Annotated in this window: 18 protein-coding genes and 1 pseudogene; 12 read left to right on the top strand and 7 right to left on the bottom strand. The window is 70.3% G+C overall.

Annotated features, from left to right (window positions below; all coding sequences use genetic code 11):
• Positions 1-200: 200 nt before the first annotated feature.
• Together C3488_RS02020 and C3488_RS02015 are read right to left on the bottom strand one after the other, a co-directional pair.
• Positions 201-1,571: a glycoside hydrolase family 26 protein gene (locus C3488_RS02020; protein ID WP_103837534.1), complete on the bottom strand. Its 1,371-nt coding sequence runs from the start codon at positions 1,569-1,571 to the stop codon at positions 201-203.
• Between the two features lie 24 nt (positions 1,572-1,595).
• Entirely contained in the window at positions 1,596-2,471 is an 876-nt protein-coding gene (locus tag C3488_RS02015) for a hypothetical protein (RefSeq protein ID WP_103837533.1), read from the bottom strand.
• Positions 2,472-2,787: 316 nt separating this feature from the next.
• Between C3488_RS02015 and rplM the strand changes: the two genes are divergently transcribed.
• The 3 genes from rplM to glmM all read left to right on the top strand — a co-directional run bounded on the left by rplM (position 2,788) and on the right by glmM (position 5,559).
• The gene (gene rplM, locus C3488_RS02010) at positions 2,788-3,231 is read left to right on the top strand and encodes a 50S ribosomal protein L13 (protein ID WP_103837532.1); all 444 of its coding nucleotides are present in this window, start codon (positions 2,788-2,790) and stop codon (positions 3,229-3,231) included.
• 42 nt (positions 3,232-3,273) lie between these two features.
• Complete coding sequence (rpsI, locus tag C3488_RS02005) at positions 3,274-3,786, top strand: 30S ribosomal protein S9 (protein WP_103837531.1); 513 nt, start codon at positions 3,274-3,276, stop codon at positions 3,784-3,786.
• A gap of 414 nt (positions 3,787-4,200) precedes the next feature.
• Entirely contained in the window at positions 4,201-5,559 is a 1,359-nt protein-coding gene (gene glmM / locus C3488_RS02000; protein WP_103837530.1) for a phosphoglucosamine mutase, read from the top strand.
• Here glmM and C3488_RS01995 read toward each other — a convergent pair.
• Both C3488_RS01995 and coaA read right to left on the bottom strand, forming a co-directional pair.
• On the bottom strand, positions 5,556-6,503 hold the full coding sequence (locus C3488_RS01995) for a DUF389 domain-containing protein (RefSeq protein WP_103837529.1): 948 nt from the start codon (positions 6,501-6,503) through the stop codon (positions 5,556-5,558). The two genes, glmM and C3488_RS01995, sit on opposite strands and share 4 nt — an antisense overlap.
• Before the next feature lie 16 nt (positions 6,504-6,519).
• The gene (gene coaA, locus C3488_RS01990; RefSeq protein WP_181138846.1) at positions 6,520-7,488 is read right to left on the bottom strand and encodes a type I pantothenate kinase; all 969 of its coding nucleotides are present in this window, start codon (positions 7,486-7,488) and stop codon (positions 6,520-6,522) included.
• Between the two features lie 225 nt (positions 7,489-7,713).
• On the opposite strand from coaA, the gene C3488_RS01985 reads away from it, so the two are divergent.
• The 4 genes and pseudogenes from C3488_RS01985 to C3488_RS41230 all read left to right on the top strand — a co-directional run.
• Positions 7,714-8,508, top strand: a complete 795-nt coding sequence (locus C3488_RS01985) for a hypothetical protein (protein ID WP_103837527.1) — start codon at positions 7,714-7,716, stop codon at positions 8,506-8,508.
• Between the two features lie 107 nt (positions 8,509-8,615).
• On the top strand, positions 8,616-10,463 hold the full coding sequence (glmS, locus tag C3488_RS01980) for a glutamine--fructose-6-phosphate transaminase (isomerizing) (RefSeq protein ID WP_103837526.1): 1,848 nt from the start codon (positions 8,616-8,618) through the stop codon (positions 10,461-10,463).
• Between the two features lie 235 nt (positions 10,464-10,698).
• Positions 10,699-11,361 (top strand): M15 family metallopeptidase, encoded by a 663-nt coding sequence (locus C3488_RS01975; protein ID WP_103837525.1) that lies wholly within the window; start codon positions 10,699-10,701, stop codon positions 11,359-11,361.
• A 9-nt stretch (positions 11,362-11,370) separates the two neighbouring features.
• A pseudogene (locus tag C3488_RS41230) lies at positions 11,371-11,472 on the top strand (ATP-binding protein); the annotation flags it as partial.
• Positions 11,473-11,608: 136 nt separating this feature from the next.
• On the opposite strand, the gene C3488_RS01965 reads toward C3488_RS41230, so the two are convergent.
• A complete protein-coding gene (locus C3488_RS01965) occupies positions 11,609-12,031 on the bottom strand; it encodes a VOC family protein (protein WP_103837524.1) in 423 nt (140 codons plus the stop codon).
• 167 nt (positions 12,032-12,198) lie between these two features.
• On the opposite strand from C3488_RS01965, the gene C3488_RS01960 reads away from it, so the two are divergent.
• Positions 12,199-13,179, top strand: a complete 981-nt coding sequence (locus C3488_RS01960; protein WP_103837575.1) for a YafY family protein — start codon at positions 12,199-12,201, stop codon at positions 13,177-13,179.
• Positions 13,180-13,216: 37 nt separating this feature from the next.
• Here C3488_RS01960 and C3488_RS01955 read toward each other — a convergent pair whose 3' ends face one another.
• Positions 13,217-13,693, bottom strand: a complete 477-nt coding sequence (locus C3488_RS01955; RefSeq protein WP_103837574.1) for an Rrf2 family transcriptional regulator — start codon at positions 13,691-13,693, stop codon at positions 13,217-13,219.
• Between the two features lie 151 nt (positions 13,694-13,844).
• Here C3488_RS01955 and C3488_RS01950 point away from each other — a divergent pair, with 151 nt between their 5' ends.
• The gene (locus tag C3488_RS01950) at positions 13,845-14,573 is read left to right on the top strand and encodes an SDR family oxidoreductase (RefSeq protein ID WP_103837523.1); all 729 of its coding nucleotides are present in this window, start codon (positions 13,845-13,847) and stop codon (positions 14,571-14,573) included.
• Positions 14,574-14,699: 126 nt separating this feature from the next.
• Here the strand turns inward: C3488_RS01950 and C3488_RS01945 are convergent, their stop codons facing one another.
• The gene (locus C3488_RS01945; protein ID WP_103837522.1) at positions 14,700-14,873 is read right to left on the bottom strand and encodes a CsbD family protein; all 174 of its coding nucleotides are present in this window, start codon (positions 14,871-14,873) and stop codon (positions 14,700-14,702) included.
• A 211-nt stretch (positions 14,874-15,084) separates the two neighbouring features.
• On the opposite strand from C3488_RS01945, the gene C3488_RS01940 reads away from it, so the two are divergent.
• From C3488_RS01940 to C3488_RS01930, 3 genes are all read left to right on the top strand, one after another.
• A complete protein-coding gene (locus C3488_RS01940; RefSeq protein ID WP_103837521.1) occupies positions 15,085-15,252 on the top strand; it encodes a hydrophobic protein in 168 nt (55 codons plus the stop codon).
• A gap of 269 nt (positions 15,253-15,521) precedes the next feature.
• Positions 15,522-15,893: a holo-ACP synthase gene (locus C3488_RS01935; protein ID WP_103837520.1), complete on the top strand. Its 372-nt coding sequence runs from the start codon at positions 15,522-15,524 to the stop codon at positions 15,891-15,893.
• A gap of 83 nt (positions 15,894-15,976) precedes the next feature.
• On the top strand, positions 15,977-17,410 hold the full coding sequence (locus C3488_RS01930) for an NAD(P)H-hydrate dehydratase (RefSeq protein WP_103837519.1): 1,434 nt from the start codon (positions 15,977-15,979) through the stop codon (positions 17,408-17,410).
• The last annotated feature ends 101 nt before the right edge of the window (positions 17,411-17,511 follow it).

Here is a 17,511-nt window from a genome sequence, read left to right as displayed (position 1 = left end):
ACGCATCAAGCGCGTCGCGCACTCACACTCCGGGTTCTACGTCCCCCAACGCCTTCTTCGGCGTCTCGGCCGCTGCCCTCAGATGCCCCCCCAGGCGCCAGGATCGTCGGCCGAACAGGTGGATGATGCTTACACATTTAAGGACCTTAAGAAAAGCCCGTGTGAATCATGTAGTCAAAAGTTAACGCAACGATCAGCGATTAGTGATCGTTGGTGACCGGTTGTGCCCATCCGCCGCCACTGATCACTCTGGATGACCCATAGGTTCGTTTGACGTCGGTCACGGTGTTCTTGCCCCGGGGCGAGGAGAGGTTGTCGTAGGTCAGCGCCTGGCCCCACACCGTCCACAACACCCACGGGGTCCGGGACAGGGTGTCCGGCTGCGCCGCGTTGAGCGGCACGTGGAAGGACTCCGCGATGATCCGGGGCTTGCCGTACTGCTCCAGGCCGCGGTACCAGACCTCGGTCCAGCCCCCCGTGCCGAAGGGCTCGGCAGGGGTGTCGCTGTAGTCGTCGACGCCCACGACGTCCACGTAACGGTCGCCCGGGTAATAGGAGTGCGGCTCGTGTCCGTAGGACCCGTCCCAGGAGTTCGGCGCCCAGACGAAGATCAGGTTGTGCAGGCCGCGCCGTCCCACCAGATAGTCGTAGGTCACACGCCAGAGCTGCCGGTACGCGGCCGGGTCCTGGCCCGCCCACCAGAAGCCCCTGCCCGGTGCCGTGTTCATCTCGTGGTACGGGCGCAGCAGGACCGGAACGCCACGGTCGGCGAGGTAACCCAGGTGGTCGGCGAGGTACTCGAGGTCGTGCAAGAGGGACTGGTGCTCGGTGCTGCCCGGGGTGACCACCCGGGCGAACCAGCCGGGGTCCTGCGCGGCGGGCGATGTGCGGTGCAGCGTCTGCGCGAAGCCCTTGACGGGGCTGCCCGGATACGGCTGGTGGAAGGAGAACCCGACGATGCCCGCCGGACCGCCCCCGGTGGGCGGCAGCGAGACATCGGTGCCCGAGGCGCAGTCCCAGTGTGTGCCGGAGGGGTGGTAGGAGCCGTCGGCCGGGCGGGGCAGGCCCGCCCACACGCCGACGGCCAGGTCCACGGCGTCCTCGGCGTACCCCCACATCCGGCGGCAGCTCGGCCAGGAACGGGAGTACGAGCGGGCCTCGCCCACCGCCCAGCCCGGCTGCCCGTAGCCGGGACCGAGGTCGAGTTCCACGAAGCCGGGCAGCCGTCCGGTGATGTCCCGCGCCTTGCGGTAGTAGTAGCCCGGCTGCTTGGTGCCTCGATAGTCGCCGTACCCCGGGTTGTACCGCTCGTTGTGCAACTCCACGTGCTGGCCGATCACCGTGCGGCTCGGCCGGCCGCGGCGCGCGTCGTTCTCCAGTCCCGCCAGTATCGCGTACACCCGGCGTGCGGCGGGCGTCGCCTGCGGGTCGCGTTCCCGCAGGTCGGTCGGGGCCAGTCCCGCGCCCCGGTGCTGTCCGCGCTCCTCGGAGCAGGCCCACAGCGCCAACGGCGCCGCCAGCGCCGCCCCTGCCGCGGCCCCGATCAGCCTGATCCGCCCCCGCAGACGCATGGCGTCAGGCCGTGGTGTGGCGGGTCACTGGTTGGCCGCCGCCGACGCCTGTGCCTCGCCGCGGCGGCGGATCTGGCGGAACGTGAACTCGGCCAGGTCGTCGCCGGCCTGGAAGACCTTGGCGTCCTTCGTCGTCACGTCCTTGCCGCCCGTGAACCCGGCGAGCGTGAAGTACGCGTAGCGGCCGTAGGTGTTGGTCGTGGAGCGGCAGACGGCCGTACGGCAGAACTCGGGGACGCCCTGGCCGCTCAGCGACGCGATGATGCTCTTGTTGTCGGCCTCCTGCCTGGCCTTCGTGGCCTTGGCCGTGGTGTCGAACAGGGCCACTCCGACCGTGACCGCGACGCCGTCCTTGGTGTAGGTGGCGCGGATCAGGCGGGTGCAGCCGTTCCTGGTGAGCACCGCGGGCAGGGTGCGGAGGGCGGCCGACGCGCAGTTCGTGGTGGAGGCGGTGGGGCCCTTCTTGTAGGCGTTCGTGCCCACGGTCAGCTGAGTGCCGGGGAACAGCGTGTCCGCGCTGATCGGGGCCGTGTCCTTCTTCGCGCTGGATATGAAGTCCATCGGGTTCAGCGGCGGAGGCGCCGAGGTCGGCGCGAAGGACGGGGCGGCGTCGGCGCTCTCACTCGGGATCTTCGCGGTACTCGGCAGGGCACCGGCCGGCCTGTTCGAGGGCCCGGTGCCGCCGTTCGCGGACACCACCGCCACGGCGACGGCGGCGCCGATCCCGACCGTGGCCAGGGCACCGCCGACGATCATCAGCAGTCGGCGGCGCTTGTTGCGGGCCTCCGAGGCCTCGGCGAGCGCGGCCCAGTCCGGCGAGTTGCTCTGACTGCCCCACTGGGGTTGCTGGGAACTCGGTTTCCAGGGATCCCACTGGGGCTCCCCCTGCCCATAACTCATGCGGCGCATCTTAGACGGGCCACGGGCACGCTTGTTCCCGTTCGGTAACCCCGGCAGCGACCGCACAGCCACCGGCCCCGAGGCGCAACAGCGGCGAAGACCTCGTTTTGACCCTACTCGAGGGCGCCGTTATCCTGGCTGTTCGTTGTGTGTATTGGCTTGCTCATTCTCACGTGAGGGGCCCTTACACCGGTCCACCGGGCCGATGACCAGCGACCAGCACGCGGCTTGCGTCACCGCTGTGCGGTCAGGGCTGTCGTGATCGTCTTCGGTGACCTTGTCAGGAACCTCACTGAAGAAGCGAAGGCTACGAACCGTGCGTACGTACAGCCCCAAGCCCGGCGATGTGACGCGTCAGTGGCACGTCATTGACGCGCAGGACGTCGTCCTGGGCCGTCTCGCCTCCACCGCTGCCACGCTCCTGCGCGGCAAGCACAAGCCCATCTACGCGCCCCACGTGGACGCGGGTGACTTCGTCATCATCATCAACGCGGACAAGGTCCACCTGTCCGGCAACAAGCGGACCCAGAAGATGGCGTACCGCCACTCCGGCTACCCGGGTGGTCTGCGCTCGGTCCGCTACGACGACCTGCTGGCGAACAACCCCGAGAAGGCCATCGAGAAGGCCGTCAAGGGCATGCTCCCCAAGAACTCCCTGGGCCGTCAGATGCTCTCGAAGCTGAAGGTCTACAAGGGTGACCAGCACCCGCACGCTGCCCAGCAGCCGGTGCCGTTCGAGATCACCCAGGTCGCGCAGTAAGTCCGGCCACCCCCTAAGACTGAAGAGAATCTGAGGAGAATCGTGGCCGAGACCACTGCCGAGCAGCCGCTCGAAGAGCTTGACATCGACAGCTACACCACCGAGACCGAGGTCCCGCTGGAGGGTGAGTACACCTCCGAGTCCCTCGCCTCCCGCTTCGGTGAGCCCCAGCCGGCCGCCGGCCTGGGCCGCCGCAAGAACGCCATCGCCCGCGTCCGGATCGTCCCGGGCACCGGCAAGTGGAAGATCAACGGGCGCACGCTCGAGGACTACTTCCCGAACAAGGTGCACCAGCAGGAGGTCAACGAGCCCTTCAAGGTGCTCGAGCTCGAGGGCCGCTACGACGTCATCGCCCGCATCGCGGGTGGCGGCGTCTCCGGTCAGGCCGGTGCGCTCCGTCTCGGTGTCGCCCGCGCCCTGAACGAGGCGGACGTCGACAACAACCGCGGCCCGCTGAAGAAGGCCGGCTTCCTGCGCCGCGACGACCGTGCGGTCGAGCGGAAGAAGGCCGGTCTGAAGAAGGCCCGCAAGGCTCCGCAGTACAGCAAGCGCTAATCGCGTCCGCTGGTCACAGCGGGCGACCCCCTGCCTGCTGTGCGCATGCACGCATCGCCCCGGCAGCACGTTCCGTGCCGCCGGGGCGGTTCGTTTACGGGGGACGGTGCTTATCACCGGCTTTTGGGGCTTATGGAGCAATCCTGACAGTCCCGGCGGGGGCTTCGGGGAAGCCATCCCAGGACAGGGCCGCGGTACGTCGGCCGGTGGGTCGTGGCGTCCGCGGGACGTACGTCGCGGGCATGTTTCGCCGGGACGTACGTCTGTGGCACACACGTCCACAGGATGTACGTTCGCGGGACTACGACAGCCGGGTGACGCCGGCGGACGACGTCGGCGGGACGTACGTATTCCGCCTCTGTCCGGACACTCGGCAAGAGCCGCACATTCGCAGCAAGTTCGGAGGACACCACAGTGGGACGACTCTTCGGCACGGACGGCGTGCGCGGTGTCGCCAACGCGGATCTCACGGCCGAGATGGCGCTCGGCCTGTCCGTCGCGGCGGCCCACGTACTGGCCGAGGCGGGCACGTTCGAGGGCCACAAGCCGAAGGCGGTGGTCGGACGGGACCCGCGCGCGTCCGGGGAGTTCCTGGAGGCCGCCGTGGTCGCCGGTCTCGCCAGCGCCGGCGTGGACGTGCTGCGGGTCGGCGTGCTGCCCACCCCGGCCGTGGCGTATCTGACGGGCGCGCTCGGCGCGGACCTCGGCGTGATGCTCTCCGCCAGCCACAACGCCATGCCCGACAACGGCATCAAGTTCTTCGCCCGCGGCGGCCACAAGCTCGCCGACGAGCTGGAGGACAAGATCGAGGCCGTGTACGAGGAGCACCGCACCGGCGCCCCCTGGGACCGGCCCACCGGGGCCGGGGTCGGCCGGGTGACGTCGTACGAGGAGGGCTTCGACCAGTACGTGGCCCATCTCCTGGGCGTCCTGCCGAACCGTCTCGACGGGCTGAAGATCGTCCTCGACGAGGCGCACGGCGCAGCCTCCCGGGTATCGCCCGAGGCGTTCACCCGTGCGGGTGCCGAGATCGTCACCATCGGCGCGGAGCCGGACGGCCTCAACATCAACGACGGCTGCGGCTCCACCCACCTGGACAAGCTGAAGGCCGCCGTCGTCGAGCACGGCGCCGATCTCGGCATCGCGCACGACGGTGACGCCGACCGCTGCCTGGCCGTGGACCACACCGGCGAGGAGGTGGACGGCGACCAGATCCTCGCCGTGCTCGCGCTGGCGATGCGGGAACGTTCCGCGCTGCGCTCCGACACCGTCGTCGCGACGGTCATGTCCAACCTGGGCTTCAAGCTGGCCATGGAGCGCGAGGGCATCCAGCTCGTGCAGACCGCGGTCGGCGACCGGTACGTGCTGGAGGAGATGAAGGAGAAGGACTACGCGCTCGGCGGCGAGCAGTCCGGCCACGTGATCATCCTCGACCACGCCACCACGGGCGACGGCACCCTGACCGGCCTGCTGCTGGCCGCGCGGGTCGCCCAGACCGGCCGTACGCTGCGGGAGCTGGCGTCCGTGATGGAGCGGCTGCCGCAGGTGCTGGTGAACGTGCCGGACGTGGACAGGTCCCGGGTCGGGTCGTCTCCGGACCTGGCGGCCGCCGTGACCGAGGCGGAGCGGGAGCTGGGCGCGACCGGGCGGGTACTGCTGCGGCCGTCGGGCACCGAGCCCCTCGTACGGGTCATGGTCGAGGCCGCGGACATCGACCAGGCGCGGTCGGTGGCGGGACGGCTGGCCGACGCGGTGAAGTCGGCGCTCGGCTAGAGACGCCTCGCCTCGAGGGAACGTTCGCGCTGCTTGGACCAGATCCACTTCTGGGCCAGCAGCGTGAACGTCCCCGCCACCACGATGCCCAGCAGGTTCAGCAGCAGCTGTTTCGTGGAGCCCCAGGTCTGCGCGGTGTCGCCGTAGCTCAGCGCGACGGCCGCGTTGGCGGCGGCCGGGACCGTCGTCACGGAGATGGCGACCCCGACGAGGGCGCCCGACTTGGCGGAGGTAAGGGAGAGCGTGCCGGCGGCTCCGGCGAGGACCGCCACGACGAAGGAGAACCAGTCGGGGGCGTAGACGAAGCCGGTGTTGGGCCGGGCGCCCTCCAGCTGCTCCTCGCTGAACAGGCCGACCGCGTCCATGAACAGGCTGAACCCCACCGTCACGGCCATCGCCACTGCGAATCCCACCAGCAGCGCGGTCAGCGAGCGCAGCGCGAGCCGGGGCGCCCGCTGCACCAACGCCGTGCCGATCCCCGCCAGTGGGCCGAACTCCGGACCCACCGCCATCGCGCCCACGATCAGGATCGCGTTGTCGAGCACCACACCACAGGCGGCGATCACGGTGGCCAGCGTGATGAACGCGAGGTAGGTGATCGACAGCGTCGACTCCTCGTGAGTGGCCTCCGTCAGGTGCTCCCACAGCACCGCGTCCGCACCCTCGCCCGGCGCCTCCGCCTCGGCCTTGTCGGCCCGCTTGGACAGCGACAGGTCGATGTTCTCGACGGCGATGGAACCGGTGCTTTCGAGGCCGAGCTCCTGGAGCGCGGTGAGGAGTTCGTCCGCGGCCTCCCGGGCGACGTCGCACATCACGACGTCCCCGGCGGGGTTGCGGGCGACACCCGGTATGACGACGAGGTGCGTGGTGCCGACCGTCCCCTCGACCAGACGCACCACCTCCGCCGTGCGCTCGGTGGGGGTGATCAGGCGCAGATGCAGCATGCCCGCAGGGTAGCCGTCACAGTTTCCGCAGGCTCAGCCGCTGCACCTTGTGGTCCGGGCCCTTGCGCAGTACCAGGGTGGCGCGGCCGCGGGTGGGGGCGATGTTCTCCACCAGATTGGGCTTGTTGACGGTGCGCCACATGGTGCCAGCGTAGTCGAGGGCCTCCTCCTCGGAGACCTGGGTGTACTTGCGGAAGTACGACGAGGGGTCCTGGAAGGCGGTCTCGCGCAGTTTGCGGAACCGGTTGAGGTACCACTGCTCGATGTCCTCGGTGCGCGCGTCGACGTACACGCTGAAGTCGAAGTAGTCCGCGAGGCCGACCCGGGTGCGGCCGTCCTTGCCGGGCAGGGCGGGCTGGAGGACGTTCAGCCCCTCGACGATCAGGATGTCCGGGCGGCGCACGGTGAGCTTCCGGCCGGGAACGATGTCGTAGATCAGGTGGGAGTAGACGGGTGCCGTCACCTCGTCCTTGCCGGCCTTGATGTCGGCGACGAAACGGGTGAGCGCGCGGCGGTCGTACGACTCCGGGAACCCCTTGCGCGCCATCAGGCCCCGCGCCTGCAGTTCCCGCGTGGGCAACAGGAACCCGTCCGTCGTCACCCGCTCGACCCGCGGGTGCTCCGGCCAGCGGGACAGCAGGGCCTGGAGAAGACGGGCCACGGTGGACTTCCCCACGGCGACCGACCCGGCGACGCCTATCACGAACGGGGTCCCGGACTGGGAGCCCTGCTCGCCGAGGAAGGTGTTCAGGGCGCCCCTGAGGCCGTCCGTGGCCTTCACGTACAGGTTGAGCAGCCGGGACAGCGGCAGGTAGATGTCCCGCACCTCGTCGAGGTCGATGACGTCACCCAGACCGCGCAGCTTCTCGACCTCCTCGGCGGTCAGCGGCAGCGGCGTCTTATCGCGCAGCGCACTCCACTCGGCACGGGTGAGGTCGACGTAGGGAGTCGCCTCCGGCTTCGGCCGGTGGGCGCTCCGGGGCATCGAGGAGACCGGAGAGATCACAGTCCATTGTTAACGGAGTTTGAACGGGGTGGGGGGTGGGCTACGTCACGTGGCAGCGGCACGTCGGGGGACGAAGATCACGCCGACATCTCGGTCGGGACACCGAGGGGCCAATCACTGATCATCTGTGGCGCCGCTGTGCGTAAAGTGCACGCAAAACGTTGTGGAAGGCTTCCGCAACTCGAAGAGAGAGAGCCCCCTTTCGTGACATCCGTCGTGGTCCGTCGTACCGCCCTCGCCGCCTCTGTCGCCGCCCTCGCCGTCCTGGCCACCGCCTGCGGCGGCTCCGCCGACGGCGGGAACAAGGATGACGGCGGCAAGACCGCCCAGGCCGACAAGACGGCCTCGGCGACTCCCGCCACATCCAAGGCGCTCACCGTCGCCGAGCTGGAGAAGGCCGCGCTCACGCAGGCGGACGTCAAGAGCGGCAAGGTCGTCACCAAGGTCCCGGCGAAGGACGACGTCGCGCAGGACAAGGCGAAGACGGACGAGGCGGCCTGCACGCCGCTCGCGTACCTCCAGGTCGGTTCCTACGTCGGCAAGCCGTCGGCCACCGTGAAGCGGGAATGGGCGGGCGACGCGAAGAAGCCCGCCGCGGGCGCGAGCGCCGAGGACCGCATGCTTGCCGCCATCGACCGCGCGAAGGTCCTGGTGACACTGGCCTCCTACGACGACGGCGGCGCCGAGAAGGCCTTCGCGGACCTGAAGACGGCCGCGGCCAAGTGCGCCGGCGGCTTCGCCTTCACCGTGGACGGCGAGAAGACCAAGATCGTCAAGGTCGCCACCACCGCCGCACCCCAGGGCGCCGACGACGCGCTGGCCCTGACCTCGACGATGGACGCCGATGAAGGAGTCAAGGCCCCGGTGAAGGGCGTCGTCGTCCGCAAGGGCGCCACCCTCGCGTACTTCCCGGCCATCAACTTCGCCGCCGCCACCACGGGCAAGGACTTCGACTTCCCCGCGGAGATCGTCGAGGCGCAGCTCGCCAAGCTCGGCTGAGCCGCCGAGGGAACCACCCCACCGGGCGTTCGTACCCCGGTGGGAATTTCCGATTTCGGGCACGCGAGGGCGGGTATCGGCGGTCGTCGGACCGTAGGCTGCGGATCATGTGCGGAATCGTGGGTTACGTGGGATCGCAGTCGGCGCTCGACGTGGTGATGGCCGGGCTGAAGCGGTTGGAGTACCGGGGCTACGACTCGGCAGGCGTCGCCGTGCTCGCGGACGGCGGGCTGGCCGCCGCGAAGAAGGCCGGAAAGCTGGTCAACCTGGAGAAGGAGCTGGTCGACCGGCCCCTGCCGACCGGCACCACCGGCATCGGGCACACCCGGTGGGCCACCCACGGCGCGCCGAACGACCCCAACGCGCACCCGCACCTCGACAACGCGGGCCGCGTCGCCGTCGTCCACAACGGGATCATCGAGAACTTCGCGGTGCTGCGCGCCGAGCTGGAGGAACGGGGCCACACCCTCGCCTCCGAGACGGACACCGAGGTCGTCGCCCATCTGCTCGCCGAGGAGTTCTCCGCGACCGCGGACCTCGCGGAGTCGATGCGGCTGGTGTGCCGGCGCCTGGAGGGCGCGTTCACCCTGGTCGCCGTGCACGCCGACGAGCCCGACGTGGTGGTGGGCGCCCGGCGCAACTCGCCGCTGGTCGTGGGCGTCGGCGAGGGCGAGGCCTTCCTCGCCTCGGACGTCGCCGCGTTCATCGCCCACACCCGGTCCGCGGTCGAGCTGGGCCAGGACCAGGTGGTGGAACTGCGCCGCGACGGCGTCACGGTCACCGGCTTCGACGGCCGGCCCGCCGAGGTGCACTCCTACCACGTCGACTGGGACGCCTCGGCCGCCGAGAAGGGCGGCTACGACTACTTCATGCTCAAGGAGATCGCCGAGCAGCCCAAGGCGGTCGCCGACACGCTCCTCGGCCGTATCGACGCCGCTGGTTCGCTGCGCCTGGACGAGCTGCGGATCCCGCCCGCCGAACTGCGCGAGGTCGACAAGGTCGTGATCGTGGCCTGCGGGACCGCCTTCCACGCCGGACTGATCGCCAAGTACGCCATCGAGCACTGGACGCGGATTCCCTGCGAGGTGGAACTGGCCAGCGAGTTCCGCTACCGGGACCCCATCCTCGACCCGCGCACCCTGGTCATCGCCATCTCCCAGTCCGGCGAGACCATGGACACCCTGATGGCCCTGCGGCACGCCCGCGAGCAGGGGTCCAAGGTGCTGGCGATCTGCAACACCAACGGTTCGACGATTCCCAGGGAGTCGGACGCGGTGCTGTACACGCATGCGGGCCCGGAAGTCGCGGTGGCGTCCACCAAGGCGTTCCTGACACAGCTCGTCGCCTGCTATCTGGTGGCGCTGTATCTCGGCCAGGTGCGCGGTACGAAGTGGGGTGACGAGATCCACGACGTCATCCGCGATCTGTCGAGGATCTCCGACGAGGTCGAGCGGGTCCTGGAGACCATGGAGCCGGTACGCCGGCTGGCGCGCTCCCTCGCCGACAAGAACACGGTGCTGTTCCTGGGACGGCACGTCGGCTACCCGGTCGCCCTGGAAGGCGCCCTCAAGCTCAAGGAACTGGCGTACATGCACGCCGAGGGCTTCGCCGCGGGCGAGCTGAAGCACGGGCCGATCGCGCTGATCGAGCAGGACCTGCCGGTGGTCGTGGTGGTGCCCTCGCCCCGCGGGCGCTCGGTCCTGCACGACAAGATCGTCTCCAACATCCAGGAGATCCGGGCGCGGGGTGCCCGCACGATCGTGATCGCGGAGGAGGGCGACGAGGCGGTCGTCCCCTACGCCGACCACCTGATCAGCATCCCGGCGACCCCCACCCTGCTCCAGCCGCTGGTCGCGACGGTGCCGCTGCAGGTCTTCGCCTGCGAGCTGGCGACCGCCCGCGGCAACGAGGTGGACCAGCCGCGAAACCTGGCGAAGTCCGTCACGGTGGAGTAGGCGCGGGTGCCGCCCGGGCCCGGGCGGCGCGGGCCGGGCGGCAGCCGCGGCCGGAACGCCGTCTTCCTGTCGTCGCCGCGGATGTAGGTGGGCGTGGCGTGCAGTGCGCTGGACGCGGCCGGTGCGGGGATGCGGCGGCCGGTGGGCCGGGTGAGGTCCAGGCCGTCCGGTACCCGGTCGCTGGTGATCCACAGCACGGTGATGACTCCGGCAGCACCTGCGAGATCATCGCGGGGTGAGCGAGATCATCTTGATGTCGGACACACGGGTCGCGGCCGTCCCCGTGCGCGAGTGCGGTGAGCCGCTGATCGACATCCGAAGGGGCGGTCCGCTCCTCGTGGACTTGAGGAAGCAGAGCGACTCGGACGCCTTCTTCTACCTGCGGGAAGGCGTACTGGAGCGTCTGCGCCGGGCGCATGCGCTCTTGCCGACCGGCCTGCGGTTCCTGGTGGTCGAGGGCTATCGTCCCCCGGAGCTGCAGCGCCGCTATTTCGAGAAGTATGCGACGAGACTGCGAGCCGAGCAGCCGGGATGGTCCGACGAGCAGATCCGGTCGGCTGCGAGCCGCTTCGTGTCACCACCCGAGATCGCGCCGCACAGTGCGGGAGCGGCGGTGGATCTGACACTCGTGGATGCGGACGGCCGTGAGCTGGATATGGGGACGCCCATGAACGCGACTCCGGAGGAGAGCGCCGGAGCCTGCTACACCGACGCCGCCGGGATCAGCGAACAGGCGCGCGCGCACCGGGCGATTCTGCGGCGTGCGCTGACGGCCGCGGGCTTGGTGAACTACCCGACGGAGTGGTGGCACTGGTCGTTCGGCGACCGCTACTGGGCGCTGGTCACCGGAGCGGCAAGCGCCTGTTACGGGCCGGGCCGGCAGGATGCGGGCGAGTGACGCACTCGGCTCGCGCTCGTCCGGGGGTGCGCCGATCTGGGGGGCTGGCAGCCGCTGGCGAGGGGCGGCAACCGGGGCAAGGTCGTGTGGTGCGAGCTTGCCGCCGCATAGGCCTCACCCCGAACTGCGACAGAACCCGGAAATCTGCTGCACCTGCGGATCAACCACCTGCCGGTCCACCTGTGCCGGAAACCCGGCAGAACCCGTCCCCTTCCGCTTCGCTCCTGCCGGGCCGCGGCACCGCTGATCAGCCGTTGTGCGGGGCTGTCACGTCCAGGACCCACGTCACGCCGAAGCGGTCGGTGAGCATGCCGTACAGCGGTGCCCACTGCGATGGGCCCAGAGGCTGCACCACGGTCGAGTCCTCCGCCAGCTTCTGCCACAGGGCACTGATCTCGTCCGTGTCGTCACCGCGCACGGAGACGAAGAACGGGTTGCGGCCCTGCTCCAGGGGCAGGTGGGAGGGCACGTCGCAGGCCATGACGTGGAAGCCGTTGTCGCCCGCCACCTCGCCCCACACCACCCAGTCCGCCTCGTTCTCGTTCTGCACTTCGCCCGTGTCCTTGTACGTGACAGCGGTGAGGCGTCCGCCGAAGACGGACTGGTAGTGGTCCAGCGCCGCCCGTGCGTCGCCTCGGAGGTTCAGGTGGGTGGTGGTCGTGATGGGCATGGCCTTCTCCTTGCTCGCGGTTCGGCGAGATACGCCGCCGCAGTGATGGCGCCTTGCGGGCAGCGACCTCGTGGCCGGGGGCTGTGGCCTCGCCGGCGGATCTCGACAGGCACCGTTCCACGGGTAGCGGACAGGTTGTGTCCTGTGATGAGGGCAGCATGGGCGACATGCAGAAGACGTCCTCGCGGTTGCTCGCGCTCCTCTCGCTGCTTCAGACGCATCGCGACTGGTCCGGTGACGACCTCGCCGAGCGGCTCGACGTCACCCCGCGCACGGTGCGGCGTGACATCGACCGCCTACGCGAACTCGGGTACAGGATCCTGGCCTTCAAGGGGCCGGCCGGCGGATACCGCCTGGATGCCGGTTCGCTCCTGCCCCCGTTGCTCTTCGACGAGGGCCAGGCCGTCGCCCTGGCCGTCGCCCTGCAGACCGCGGCAACCAGCACCGCGATCGGCGAAGACGCCGCACGGGCCCTGTCCACCATGCGCCAGGTCATGCCGTCCCGTCTGCGCCGGCGCATCGACATGCTGCAGGTGACTGCCGTCCGGTCGCCCGAGGCCGGCAAGGCCACCGTCGGCACGCAGCTCCTCACGGAGCTGAGCCGCGTCATCCAGGCCCGTGAGGAACTGCGCTTCGACTACGGCCACGACGCCAACGGCCCCGCCGGACAACCCCGCCGGACGCAGCCCCACCACCTCGTCACCTGGCGCGGCCACTGGTACCTGATCGCCTGGGACCTCGATCGTGACGACTGGCGCACCTTCCGCGTCGACCGCGTACGCCCCCGCACCCCCACCGGCCCGCGCTTCACCCGACGCGGTCTCCCCGGCGACGACGTAGCCGCGTTCGTCACCGGCCGCTTCCGAGGGACTGACGGCTCCACCACCGACTGGCCCTGCCGTGGCGAGGTCGTCCTCGGCCTCCCCGCACAGGCTGTGGCCCCCTTCGTGCAGGACGGAATCGTCGAGGAACTGGGCCCCGACCGCTGCCGTCTCACCCTCGGCTCCTGGTCGTGGACCGGCCTCGCCGCCGCTGTCGGGCGCTTCGACACCGACATCCAAGTCATCGGCCCACCACAACTGACCAGTGCTTTCGGGGTACTGGCCGTGCGCTACGCCAACGCGGGCGGCGGAGCATCCGAGACGTAGCCGGACGGCCTGCTCCAGGCCCTGCTCGTCCGGCGCTTCAGGTCTCCGGCATGGTCAGCCACCTGCTGACGCGGGCCAGCGCGGAGGGGCCGGAGCCCGAGGCGACGTCCTGGACGAGGTCGGCGATCGAGACCGCGCGCAGGGCTTCCCGCCAGGCCGTGTCCGCGGCGGTCATCGCGCGGGCGATCGGGCAGGGCGCGGTGCACGACTCGGCGGGGGTGGCCAGCGGGCCGCGCTGGCGGATCTCCGTGCACGTGAACGCCTGACCGGGGCCGTCCACCGCTTCGACCACATCGAGCACCGTGATCGAGGCGGGTTCCCGGGTGAGCACGTAGCCGCCCGACTTGCCCTGGACCGAGCGTACGAGCCCGGCCCGGGAGAGCGCCTGCAGCTGTTTGGCCAGATAGCTCGCCGAGACGTCGTGCAATTCCGCCAGCCTGGTCGCGGGCACGGGCTCCTCGACCGACGTGAGCACGACGCAGCAGTGCAGGGCCCACTCGACTCCGCCGGACATCTTCACGCGGCCACTCTAATCAGACCGCGTTACTCGGACAATGTGTGTCCGTGTATAGTCTCGGACAGATCGTGTCCGAGTTTGGCGCATGGCGCGCCCGTAGAGGGTTCATATGCCATATTGCGGACATATTCCCGACGGAAGGCGTGTCATGAAGTTCGCAGTCATCGGCGGTACCGGCCTGATCGGGTCACAGGTCGTCAAGGACCTGAACGCCGCCGGACACGAGGCGGTGCCGCACTCGCAGTCCACCGGAGTCGACGTCATCAGCGGTCAGGGACTGGACGGGGCGGTGGACGGAGCCGACGTCGTCGTCAACCTCACGAACTCCCCGACCTTCGACGAAGCCTCCCCGGAGTTCTTCCGGACCTCGATGGACAACCTTCTGGCCGCGGCCCGCAAGGGTGGCGTCGGCCACTTCGTCATCCTCTCGATCGTCGGTGTGGACCAGGTGCCGGAGCTGGACTACTACCGGGCCAAGGTGCTCCAGGAGAACATCCTCGCGGCCGGGTCGATCCCCTACTCGATCGTCCGGGCGACGCAGTTCATGGAGTTCATGGACGCCGTCATGTCCTGGACCGCGGAGGGCGACACCGTCCGGCTGCCCGCCACCCCGATCCAGCCGATCGCCTCGAAGGACGTGGCCGCAGCGGTGGCGGAGGTGGCCGCGGGTGCCCCGCTGAACGGCATGCGCAACATCGCCGGACCCGAGATCTTCAACCTGGACGAGCTGGGCCGGATCACCCTGTCGCACAAGGGCGACAACCGCACCGTCGTCACCGACCCCACCGCCGGCATGTTCGCCGTCGTCAAGGGCGACGTCCTCACCGACAGGGACGCCCGCCTCGCCCCCACCCGCTACACCGACTGGCTCTCCTGACCCCTGCGCGAAACGGCGGCCACTTGATGGCCGTTCAGCGATGGTCCGCGAGAGCGAAAATGCAAAAGAAAGGCAGGTTCGGGCACCCCATTCGGTGCGAGTGCCCGAACCTGCCCCGAGCGAGGCTCAGTGCCGGAAGACGTCCTTGGTCTTCTCCTTGGCCTCGCGGGCGTCGCCGCGCGCCTGCTCCATGCGGCCCTCGGCCTCCATGCGCTCGTTGCCGACGGTGCGGCCGACCGTCTCCTTGACCTTGCCCTTGGCCTGCTCAGTCTTGGCCTGCGCCTTCTGGTTCTCAGCCATGGGTGTCACATCCCTACGTCGTCACGGCGTTCGGTGACGATCGGATTTCCCCCGCCGTGTCGCCCAAACGTCGCAGTAATGCGCCGCGCTGTGCACCAGGATTCGCGGCGAACCGATCAGAATTCCACTGAAAGCCTTCAAGAAAACCCGAGTTCTTCGATGCGTGCCGAGCCATCGACGGGGAACCCGCTCGGCCGGAGGTTGATGAAACATGGTTCCCTTGCTTCTGGTTCTTCTTTTGGCCCTGATCCTTTTCGGTGCGGGCTTCGCCTTGAAGGCGCTGTGGTGGGTTGCCGTCATCGTGCTTGCGGTGTGGCTGCTGGGCTTTGTCGTCCGCCCGGCGAGTGGCGGCCGACGGGGGCGCTGGTACCGCTGGTAGCGGTGCGGGTCGAACGCGCGCACGGGGCCCCGGACATGTCCGGGGCCCTACGTGTGTCCGCCGACGGACCCTGCCGTCTGCTCGGTATGCACATACGGCCTCACATACGAGTGGGAAGGGTGAAATGGTGCGTACCTCCCTGCTGCCAGGGCATCCGTGGCCCGTCGGGCGCCGGTGCGCCAACCGGAACCAGCGGCCTCCAACCCGGCGCCCGGCCTCCGGACCGCCGCGCGACGAAGCGGCGGTCAGGGCCGCATAGGGTGCCCCGCATGAGCATCATCGGAGTCGGCATCGACGTGGCCGAGATCGACCGCTTCCGGGCCGCGCTGGAACGTACTCCCGGGCTGGCCGAACGGCTCTTCCTGGAAAGCGAGTTGCTGCTGCCGGGCGGTGAGCGACGCGGTATCGCCTCGCTGGCCGCGCGGTTCGCGGCGAAGGAGGCGGTGGCCAAGGCGCTGGGCGCGCCGGGCGGGCTGCACTGGACCGACGCCGAGGTGTACGTCGAGGACAGCGGTCAGCCCCGACTGCGCGTGACGGGCACGGTCGCGGCCCGCGCGGCCGAACTCGGCGTGCAGTTCTGGCATGTGTCGCTCAGTCATGACGCGGGTGTCGCGTCGGCGGTGGTCGTCGCCGAGGGATAGCGTGCGATCCCGGCCCCGCGGCGGGCGCCGGCAACTCCGCGCCCTTCGTCATGGTGTGAGCGCGGTGGGGGAGACTCGGCCGTATGCGTACTGCGTACAGCGTGGAGACGGTGAGGACGGCCGAGCGTGCCCTCATGGCCCGGCTTCCGGAGGGGGCGCTCATGCAGCGCGCCGCCGCCGGACTGGCCGCGGCCTGCGCCCAGTTGCTGGGGCGGGTGTACGGCAGCCGGGTGGTGCTGCTGGTCGGCAGCGGTGACAACGGCGGTGACGCCCTGTATGCCGGGGCGCGGCTCGCCCGGCGCGGGGCCGGGGTGGCGGCAGTGCTGCTGTCACCCGAGAGGACCCACCAGGGCGGGCTCGCGGCCCTTCGCCGGGCGGGCGGTACAGTCGCGGACCCCTCTGACGCCGCCGGGGAGGTGATCCGGGCGGCCGACCTCGTCGTCGACGGGATCGTGGGCATCGGCGGCAGGGGCGGGCTCCGGTCCGACGCGGCACGGCTTGCCGCGCTCGCCGGCGCCTCGCGCGCGGTCGTCGTGGCCGTGGACCTGCCGAGCGGTGTCGAGGCCGACAGCGGGGAGGTGCGGGGGGACGCCGTACGGGCGGACCTCACCGTGACCTTCGGCACGCACAAGCCGGCGCTGCTCATCGATCCCGCGCGGGAGTACGCCGGTTCCGTACGGCTCGTCGACATCGGGCTCGAACTGCCCGAGGAGGCCGAGCTGGAGGCGCTGCAGCACGCGGACGTGGCGGCGCTGCTGCCGGTGCCGCGCGCCGAGAGCGACAAGTACCGGCGGGGCGTCGTCGGCATCGCCGCCGGGTCCGCGCGCTATCCCGGAGCGGCCGTGCTCGCCGTCTCGGGGGCGCTGCGCGGCGGGGCCGGAGCCGTGCGGTACGTGGGACCTGCCGGGAGCGCGGTGATCGCCCGCTTCCCGGAGACGCTGATCTCCGACCGGGGGCCCGCCAAGGCCGGACGGGTGCAGGCGTGGGTGGTCGGTCCCGGCGCGGGCGACGACGCGGCGACCGTGGCCGAGGTGCTGGAGGCGGACGTACCCGTCCTCGTCGACGCGGACGGGCTCAGGCTGGCCGACCCGGACGCCGTACGCGCCCGTACGGCACCCACGCTGATGACCCCGCACGCGGGCGAGGCCGCCGCGCTGCTCGGCGTGGCGCGCGAGGAGGTCGAGGGCGCGCGGCTCGCGGCGGTGCGGGAGCTGGCGTCCCGCTACCGGGCGGCCGTCCTCCTCAAGGGCTCGACGACGCTGGTGGCGGACCCCGATGGCGGCCCGGTACGCGTGAACGCCACCGGCACGCCGTGGCTGGCGACCGCGGGCAGCGGAGACGTGCTGTCGGGTCTGTCGGGGTCACTTCTCGCGGCCGGCCTCTCGGCACGGGACGCGGCGAGCGTGGCGGCCTACCTGCACGGCCTGGCGGGCCGCTACGCGGCGGACGGCGCGCCGGCGGGGGCGCACGATGTGGCCGACGCCATTCCCGGGGCATGGCGGGACGTGCGGGGCTGAGCGGGCGGGCCGCCACGGGCCCCGCACCGCTCCGGACTGACCTGGACTGAACTGGACTGACCTGGACGGGCTTGGAACGGGACCGGTCGGGGGACGCCGAC

The organism is Streptomyces sp. Ru72 (assembly GCF_002920635.1).
GTDB lineage: Bacteria > Actinomycetota > Actinomycetes > Streptomycetales > Streptomycetaceae > Streptomyces.
The sequence above is the reverse complement of the archived record's forward strand: the minus strand, read 5'-3'. Positions and strand labels throughout refer to the sequence as shown.